The 7,692-nt window shown below is 45.8% G+C and carries 9 protein-coding genes; 2 read left to right on the top strand and 7 right to left on the bottom strand.

Annotation, left to right across the window (positions count from 1 at the left end; all coding sequences use genetic code 11):
* Window positions 1–5: 5 nt before the first annotated feature.
* The 5 genes from E2R66_RS17965 to E2R66_RS17985 form a co-directional block, all read right to left on the bottom strand.
* Window positions 6–1,025, bottom strand: coding sequence for an asparaginase (locus E2R66_RS17965; protein ID WP_133233089.1), 1,020 nt, complete (start codon window positions 1,023–1,025; stop codon window positions 6–8).
* A gap of 28 nt (window positions 1,026–1,053) precedes the next feature.
* The gene (locus tag E2R66_RS17970) at window positions 1,054–1,821 is read right to left on the bottom strand and encodes a TatD family hydrolase (protein ID WP_133233091.1); all 768 of its coding nucleotides are present in this window, start codon (window positions 1,819–1,821) and stop codon (window positions 1,054–1,056) included.
* A 114-nt stretch (window positions 1,822–1,935) separates the two neighbouring features.
* The gene (locus E2R66_RS17975; RefSeq protein WP_133233093.1) at window positions 1,936–2,931 is read right to left on the bottom strand and encodes an FKBP-type peptidyl-prolyl cis-trans isomerase; all 996 of its coding nucleotides are present in this window, start codon (window positions 2,929–2,931) and stop codon (window positions 1,936–1,938) included.
* A 107-nt stretch (window positions 2,932–3,038) separates the two neighbouring features.
* Window positions 3,039–4,013, bottom strand: coding sequence for an FKBP-type peptidyl-prolyl cis-trans isomerase (locus tag E2R66_RS17980; protein WP_133233095.1), 975 nt, complete (start codon window positions 4,011–4,013; stop codon window positions 3,039–3,041).
* An 8-nt stretch (window positions 4,014–4,021) separates the two neighbouring features.
* Window positions 4,022–5,032, bottom strand: a complete 1,011-nt coding sequence (locus E2R66_RS17985; protein WP_133233097.1) for a DHH family phosphoesterase — start codon at window positions 5,030–5,032, stop codon at window positions 4,022–4,024.
* A 145-nt stretch (window positions 5,033–5,177) separates the two neighbouring features.
* Here E2R66_RS17985 and E2R66_RS17990 point away from each other — a divergent pair, with 145 nt between their 5' ends.
* Both E2R66_RS17990 and E2R66_RS17995 read left to right on the top strand, forming a co-directional pair.
* Window positions 5,178–5,597, top strand: coding sequence for a nucleoside-diphosphate kinase (locus E2R66_RS17990; protein WP_133233099.1), 420 nt, complete (start codon window positions 5,178–5,180; stop codon window positions 5,595–5,597).
* Window positions 5,598–5,725: 128 nt separating this feature from the next.
* Window positions 5,726–5,923 carry a hypothetical protein gene (locus E2R66_RS17995; RefSeq protein WP_133233101.1) on the top strand — a complete coding sequence of 66 codons (198 nt, stop codon included), beginning with the start codon at window positions 5,726–5,728 and terminating at the stop codon, window positions 5,921–5,923.
* Here the strand turns inward: E2R66_RS17995 and E2R66_RS18000 are convergent, their stop codons facing one another.
* The gene (locus E2R66_RS18000) at window positions 5,924–6,214 is read right to left on the bottom strand and encodes a DUF721 domain-containing protein (protein ID WP_133233103.1); all 291 of its coding nucleotides are present in this window, start codon (window positions 6,212–6,214) and stop codon (window positions 5,924–5,926) included. It abuts the gene before it with no gap.
* Complete coding sequence (gene recF / locus E2R66_RS18005) at window positions 6,207–7,307, bottom strand: DNA replication/repair protein RecF (RefSeq protein ID WP_133233105.1); 1,101 nt, start codon at window positions 7,305–7,307, stop codon at window positions 6,207–6,209. The genes E2R66_RS18000 and recF overlap by 8 nt, the downstream gene beginning before the upstream one ends.
* Window positions 7,308–7,692: the final 385 nt, after the last annotated feature.

The raw sequence follows: 7,692 nt of genomic DNA on the forward strand, positions 1-7,692 counted from the left end.
CAATATTACGACTCTGTCAATTCACCCCTTAAATCTTTTTCCAAACAGCGCTTCACCTCCAGTGGATCGTCTATTTCGCCGAGGAGGTACATCATTTTTGTAACAGCGGCCTCAAAGGTCATATCATAACCGCAGGCTACGCCCATATCTTTTAACTCTTTGCTGGTTTCGTAACGGCCAAGCTCCACAGTACCCACCTTACATTGCGAGATATCCAGAATCACCTTACCCGCCTCTATAGCCTTTTTCAGTAAATCGGTGAACCACTGGTCGGTAGTGGTATTGCCCGCGCCAAAGGTTTCCATTACGATACCGCGCACATCCGCGTTCAGGATGGTTTCTACCACCTTTGGCCCAATGCCGGGGTAAAGTTTAAGCACAGCCACATCGCTGACGAGGTTGTTGTGTACTTTTAAAGGCCCTTCGCCCGGCTGGCGTATGTCGTTGGCGCTGAAACGCAGGTGCACGCCCGATTCGGCCAGGATTGGGTAATTGGGCGAGCGGAAGGCCTCGAATTTTGAGGAGTTGTATTTGAAAGCGCGGTTACCGCGGAATAGTTTATAGTCAAAGTAGATACAAACCTCCGGCACGCGACTTTTATCGTTCTTTTTGGCTTTGGCAATTTCTATGGCGGTCATCAGATTTTCCTTGGCATCCGTACGTACGGCGCTTATAGGCAACTGCGACCCCGTGAATATCACCGGCTTATCTAAATTTTGCAGCATAAAGCTCAGTGCCGATGCTGTGTAGGCCATGGTATCAGAGCCGTGCAATATCACGTAACCATCTACCTCGTCGTAATTGGCTTCTATCAGCGCAGCAAGTTCGCTCCAAACTGCTGGGTTCATGTTTGATGAATCGATGATCTGCTCAAACGAGTGTACTTTTATCTTACAATTCAGTTTCTCCAACTCGGGCACATTATCCATAATCTGCTCGAAATTGATGGGTACAAGTGTTTTGGTAACCGGGTCAGTCATCATACCTATGGTGCCGCCGGTATAGATGATCAGTATTTGGCTCATGCGTTTGATTTATGCTTTAATAAAATAATTACACCCCAAAAACTTTCCTTGAGTTTTCGGTGGTGGTGATTGCCACTTCTTCTACGCTAATTTGATGTAGTTCCGCAACCTTTTGGGCTATGTATGTTAAATAAGCGCTTTCGTTAGGTTTACCACGGTAGGGAACAGGCGTAAGATACGGAGAATCGGTTTCTAAAACGATATGCTGCAAAGGAATTTGGGGTACGATTTTGTCTAACCCAGAATTTTTGTAGGTTATCACGCCGCCTATCCCCAGATAAAAACCCAGCTCAATTACTTTTTGTGCTTGCTCCAGCGTGCCGCTAAAGCAGTGGAATATCCCGCGCAGCAGCTCGTCATGCTCCTGCTGTAATACCTCAAAAACCTCGTTGAAAGCGTCGCGGCAGTGTATTACAATGGGCAGCTTTAATTGCTTGGCCCATTTTATCTGGAGTTTAAAAGCCTGTATTTGTTCTGTGAGGAAGGTTTTGTCCCAATAGAGGTCTATGCCTATCTCGCCGATAGCGTATATGGGGTGCTTGTGCAATTCTGGCTGCATCAGCATCAGTTCGTGTTCCCAATCAGTCTTTACCGAGCAGGGGTGCAGCCCCAGCATGGCAAAGCAATTATCGGGGTAAGCATCCAGCAAGGCATCTATCAGGGGCATCGAAGCTGCATCTACATTGGGTAGGAACAGCCGCTGCACGCCGTTATCCAGGCAACGCTGCATTAGGGCCTGCCGCTTTGCATCGTCGGTCTCGTAGTATAAATGGGTGTGCGTATCTGTTAATACCATGCTGCAAAAATAAAAAAGCCTCCGTTGCGGGAGGCCTTTTGTGCGTATTAAATTCAATTTTTACCCTTAGCTGCTTTTTGGCGGCGTTTTGGCCATATTAAACAGCCCGGGAAGCTACTTCTTGTCTTTGCCCGGCACTACATCTAACACCTCTACATCAAATATTAGGGTACTGTAAGGCGCTATGCTGCCATTGCCCTGCTCCCGGTAACCAAGTGAAGATGGTATTACAAAGGTAGCCTTAGCGCCTTTGTTGAGCAATTGCAAGCCTTCTACCCAGCCCTGTATAAGTGGCTGTACGCCCAGGCGGAACATGAGCGGCTGGTAAGGATTGCCCTCCTGATAGGTGCCTGCTGCCCTGGCTACAGATTCGATGCTGGTATCGAACACGCTCTCGTTAGTGAGGCGGCCGGCATAATGTATTACGAGAGAATCGCCGGGCATGGCGTTTGGCCCTGTGCCCGGTTTGGTGATTACATAACGCAGGCCCGAGGCGGTGCTTTGCAATACCAGGCCATGTTTAGCTACGTAAGCGTCGGCATCGGCTGCTTCGGCGGCTTTTATTTTGAGGAGGCCGGCATTACGTTCGGCCATAGCATCAGCGATAGATTGTATCTTAACGATTTTAATGGTGCACAAAATATTGCCGCCTTTGGCCAAAAATGCAGGGCGTTGGGCTTCCATTCCTTTAAAAACAGAATCGACAGGCACTTTTACGAAGGCGCTATCGTTTGCGGCCAGCAGGGGCAAAATGTCCATCAAATCGCCTATGTTGCGCGATGGCTGTGCCTGCACTTTTACGGGCTGCCCCATTTTATAACTGCTGAACAGCACCGAATCTTTATCGGTACGTTGGGTGACGTGGAAGGTAACCACATCAGTCAGTTTGATTTTCGGTCCGGTATTTTTCTGGATGACCTTATAAAGTACGCCATTGGGCAGTTTGGTAAAACCGCCGGCAACCAATACCGGGCCTTTTACTGCCGGGCCTTTTTTGGCCGTTTGACTTTTTGCTGTTGTAGCCTTGCCTTTAGCAGCGGGCTTTTTTTTCACCTGGGCGTAGCCGGTAAAAACGCTTAGGATTAAAATGATGGAGAGGAGTTTCTTCATGGGTATATAGGTATTATCAGTTAGTACCGGGAGCGGCTTTATCCGAAAAAAATTGTCATAAAAAAGCCCTCCGGTTACACACGGAAGGCTTTTATTGTGGTTAAATATTATCTGCTTGTTGGTGGCTGTGGTGCTTCAACTTTGGGTGCATTAGGGTTTGGATGAACAATATCCATTACCTCAACCGTGAATATGGTAATGGCAAATGGTGGGATCATCGGTGGCGCACCTTGCTCGCCCCAGCCTAATGTTGAGGGGATTACAAAGGTTGCTTTTGAACCTTTCTTTAACAGCAATAAGCCTTCGTCCCAGCCTTTTATCACTTTGCCCTGGCCTACGGCTATGCGTAACGGGGAAAATGGGCGGCGTGGATCAATCGGTTGTTTGTTGGCCTTTGCGGCTTTTTCAGCATCTTCTTTGATGCTGCTATCGAAGATTTTGCCATTAATCAATTTACCTGTGTAGTTTACTACTGCCGTATCGCCAATGGCGATGTTAGCGCCACTACCCGGTGCGCTAATTTCATAAACCAGTCCCGATGCGGTGGTGGTGGTTTTTAGTTTATTGTCGTCTGCGTATTTCTTAAGCTTAGCTGGCTCGGCTTTAGCAACTGCATCGGCCTGGGCTTTCATATACTCAGATATACGGCCCTGAAAAACTACTTCGCTTAAGTTGCCTCTTGGTATAACTTTTTCAACCTTAACATTGTAAATCAGGTATTTGCCTTTAATGCCCGGCGGCTTTGGCTGGCCTTTTTTGAAAACCGAATCGATATTCATTTTAAAGGTAGCGCTATCGCCTTCGCTAAGGAGGGCAAATCCGCTGATGATATCGCCTTTTTGCTGCGCTTTGGGCATAGCATTTATTACCGGACGGCCCTGTTCATAAGTACTGTAAATTACCGAGTCGCCATCGGTTTTAAGCACTAGGTTCAGGCTCATGAAATCGCCTGTTTTAATGGTTTCACCAGGTTTATCTACGTTTATATCATAAAGCAAGCCGCCTTCAGCCTGTTTAAACCCACCTTTACAGCTTGCCAACCCTATAGCTGCAAGTGCAATTAACATTACATTTTTCCTCATTTTAGTTTTTACTGTATTAATAGTTTTTTATATTCAGGTAATATTGTTTTGAATTTTGCCACCGTTGCATCCAAGCTTTCGTTAGATTGCCCGCCCGCAGCGTTGCGGTGCCCGCCACCATTGAAATACTTTTTGCATATTTCGTTGGCCGGAAACTCGTCTTTGCTCCTCAACGATAGTTTTACCATATCGGTACGCTCCACAATAAAGGCGGCTAATTTAATGCTGGCCATTGATAAGGCATAATTTACGATGCCTTCGGTATCGCCGGTATTTACGCCAAACTTATCCAGATCTGCTTTACTAACGGAAATCAGAGCCGTATTGTATTCGGGCAGTATCTCCAGCCGGTTGGCCAGGCAGTGTCCCAAAAACCGCAAACGGTTTTCAGATGCGCTGTTGTATATCAGTTCGTGTATGCGCCAGTTTACAGCGCCGCAATCTATCAGTTCGGCCGCTATGCGGTGCACATCTGATGTGGTATTGGGTAGGCGGAAGGATGCAGAATCGGTAAGGATACCGGCGTAAAGGCAGGTGGCCACGTCTTTATCTATTAAATCCTTGCGGCCAAGCTCGTTTACGATGAAGGTATAAACCAATTGTGCCGTTGCGCAGGCCTTGATATCCCAATAACGGTAGTCGTCAAAATCCTGCGGCTCCAGGTGATGGTCTATCATTACCTTAACGGCATTGCTGGCACCCACCAGTTCACCCATTTGGTTGATGCGGCTGAGGTGGTTAAAATCCAGGCAAAAGATGATAGCAGCATCGGCTATCAGTGCGGCGGCTTCTTCGGTATGTTCGGTGTAGATAATTACTTCTTCGTTGCCGGGAAGCCAGGCTAAAAAATCGGGGTAGTCTGTAGGGGCTATAACCTTTGCATGGTGGCCAAGCTGTATCAAATAATTATACAAACCTAACGACGAACCCATAGCATCTCCATCGGGTTTATGATGCGTGGTGATCACTATTTTTTGGGGCTGACCTAAAAGTTCTGCAAGCGAGGCTAAATCCAACATCAATTTTTAAAAAGAAGTTGCAAAGCTAAATAAATTAATCAAATACAAATAGGTTATTTAATAGTAAAAGCTTTATGTTTCAGATGTAAAAGCCTACTTTTGCGGCAATTTTAATAATCTATAATAAAAAGATTAACCCTAAGAAATGAAAACTAACCGCACATTTACCATGATAAAGCCCGATGCAGTAGCAAACGGCCATATCGGCGCTATTTTAGACCATATTACCAAAGCGGGCTTTAAAATAGTAGCCCTTAAATACACCGCACTAAGTGCACAAAAAGCAGGCGAATTTTATGCTGTGCATGCAGAGCGCGGTTTCTATGCCGACCTGGTAGCCTTTATGTCATCAGGCCCTATTGTAGCTGCTATTTTGGAAAAAGATAATGCCATTGCAGATTTCCGTGCTTTGATTGGCGCAACCGATCCATCTAAAGCCGAAGCGGGCACTATCCGCCAGCTTTTTGCTAAATCTATAGAAGCAAACGCGGTACACGGTTCAGACTCTGACGAGAACGCCGACATAGAAGGCAACTTCTTTTTCTCTGCTTTCGAAAGGTTCTAATAACCAATACACAACAAAGGGCCTGCAATAAATTGCGGGCCCTTTGTTATTAAATTCCTCTTGCATTTTATAATATTGCTTGTTAGCTTTACGTTATAATTACTTTGCAATAAGTCCAGATAAGAATCATGAAAGCCCTGTTTAAATACGTCGTTTATTCTGTTATAATCGTCACTATTTTATTGGTGTCTTTAGATATCTTCCGCTATCACCCCGAGGCCCAGTTTGCTTTTATCTTCCCCGGCATATTTTTGTTGGCGTTTTCGCACATTATGGATGATGCCCTTCGAGGTATTACGGCCCGCATACGCTTAGGTCGCCGGTAATTACAAAAACACTATTTCTTCTACCAATACGGTGTGTGCCTCGTCGTTTATTTTGGCGATAATTTGGCTGCGCATGTTTACGAGCTCGTTTTTCACTACCGACGATTCTATGCGCAAAAACAGCTTCCTATCCCGTATGAATAATTCTTTGGTACGGTTGGCCATGGGCTTGCCCACAATATCAGACCAATTGGCTACCACGTGGGTTTCATCGAAACGGCGTTTTATTTTGTACACATTAAGCATCTGCTCAATGGCTTCCTTAATGGATTTATCGTTTGCTTTACGCATCTATATTGCCCTCCGTTACCTTAAATAATTTTACGTCGACTTTTATTGCCTCAAATACCTGTTGTACCCTGCTTATGCTGGTATCGGTAATGAACACCTGCCCAAAATCGTTGTTGCTTACCATCTGCATCAGCTTGGTTACGCGGCCATCATCTAGCTTATCAAAAATATCATCCAGCAACAACAAAGGCTTAAAGCCATTTTTTTGCGTGAGGAAGGTGTACTGCGCCAGCTTCAAAGCAATCAGAAACGATTTCTGCTGCCCCTGCGAGCCGAACTTTTTCATGGGCATGCCATGTATGTTGAATTGCAGGTCGTCCTTATGAATGCCGCTGGTGGTACGCTCCAGTATGCGATCTCGCTCGATGTTCTTTTTTAGCAGGGTTGCCAGGCTATCGGCAAGTAATTGCGATTCGTAAACCAATTCTACCTGCTCGGCACCGTTGCTAATAAAGCTGTAGTGCTGGTTGAAGATGGGGGTGAACGCTTCCATAAATGCCCTGCGCTTTTGAAACAGACGGGTGCCCGATGCCGTGAGCTGTTCATCCATTACGGCCAGTAGCTCCGGGTCGTACCGGCCGGTGTCGGCAATCTGTTTCAGCATCGCGTTGCGGTTGGCCAGGAATTTGTTGTAGGCAATCAGTTCATCCAGATACTGGTTATCTGTTTGCGATATTACATTATCTATGAATTTGCGGCGTTCTTCGCTGCCCTCAATGATGATACTGATGTCGTACGGTGATACCATTACCAGCGGCAGCAGCCCTATATGGTCGGCCAGGCGCTGGTAATCTTTCTTATTGCGTTTGAATTGTTTTTTTTGATTGCGCTTTACGCCGCAGGCCACCACTTCTTTATTGCCGTTTTTCTCGAACACGCCGTTCACCATAAAAAAGTCGGCTCCTTGCTTTATCTGCTGGCTATCTATGGGGTTAAAATAACTTTTACAGAGGCTGAGGTAGTGCACCGCATCCAGCAGGTTGGTTTTGCCTGCGCCATTATTTCCTACAAAAGCATTTACGCCCGGGCTGAGGGTGAGCTCGGCTTCGGTATAATTCTTAAAATTTAAAAAGGAGAGCTGCTGCAGGTACATGGGATGGCAAATTTAGGGATTTAGGTTGATTGGTGAGTGGTGAATGGTTGATTAAGTTAATCCGCCTCTTCGTTAAATGTTTTTAATCAAAGAAAATAAGGGTTAATAGAAAAAAGCGTTAGCGATTGCAGTGGAAACCCCGGAATGGAGCAGCACTTCTATCAGCGCTGTGGAATGAGGAGTTGTAACGGAAAGCGCGGGCCGAAGGCAACGCCATAATAATTGTCTGAATCAGAATTTTTCGCTGTTGTTGATATTAAAGGTGCTCAAGAGATTCTGTGTTAATAATCAAATATTTTTTAATTTTGATTTATTAAAGGCGGCTTAAGTCAGCCTGTTTAGGGCAGTTCATCATTTAATGGCTGCCCTAACCCTTTTAAACCGC

This window comes from Mucilaginibacter psychrotolerans (assembly GCF_004519315.1).
Lineage (GTDB): Bacteria > Bacteroidota > Bacteroidia > Sphingobacteriales > Sphingobacteriaceae > Mucilaginibacter > Mucilaginibacter psychrotolerans.

Excerpts from the sequence above, each read along its gene's own strand:
- E2R66_RS17965 (WP_133233089.1), bottom strand. The coding sequence starts at position 1,025 with ATGAGCCAAATACTGATCATCTATACCGGCGGCACCATAGGTATGATG.
- E2R66_RS17970 (WP_133233091.1), bottom strand. The coding sequence starts at position 1,821 with ATGGTATTAACAGATACGCACACCCATTTATACTACGAGACCGACGAT.
- E2R66_RS17975 (WP_133233093.1), bottom strand. The coding sequence starts at position 2,931 with ATGAAGAAACTCCTCTCCATCATTTTAATCCTAAGCGTTTTTACCGGC.
- E2R66_RS17980 (WP_133233095.1), bottom strand. The coding sequence starts at position 4,013 with ATGAGGAAAAATGTAATGTTAATTGCACTTGCAGCTATAGGGTTGGCA.
- E2R66_RS17985 (WP_133233097.1), bottom strand. The coding sequence starts at position 5,032 with ATGTTGGATTTAGCCTCGCTTGCAGAACTTTTAGGTCAGCCCCAAAAA.
- E2R66_RS17990 (WP_133233099.1), top strand. The coding sequence starts at position 5,178 with ATGAAAACTAACCGCACATTTACCATGATAAAGCCCGATGCAGTAGCA.
- E2R66_RS17995 (WP_133233101.1), top strand. The coding sequence starts at position 5,726 with ATGAAAGCCCTGTTTAAATACGTCGTTTATTCTGTTATAATCGTCACT.
- E2R66_RS18000 (WP_133233103.1), bottom strand. The coding sequence starts at position 6,214 with ATGCGTAAAGCAAACGATAAATCCATTAAGGAAGCCATTGAGCAGATG.
- recF (WP_133233105.1), bottom strand. The coding sequence starts at position 7,307 with ATGTACCTGCAGCAGCTCTCCTTTTTAAATTTTAAGAATTATACCGAA.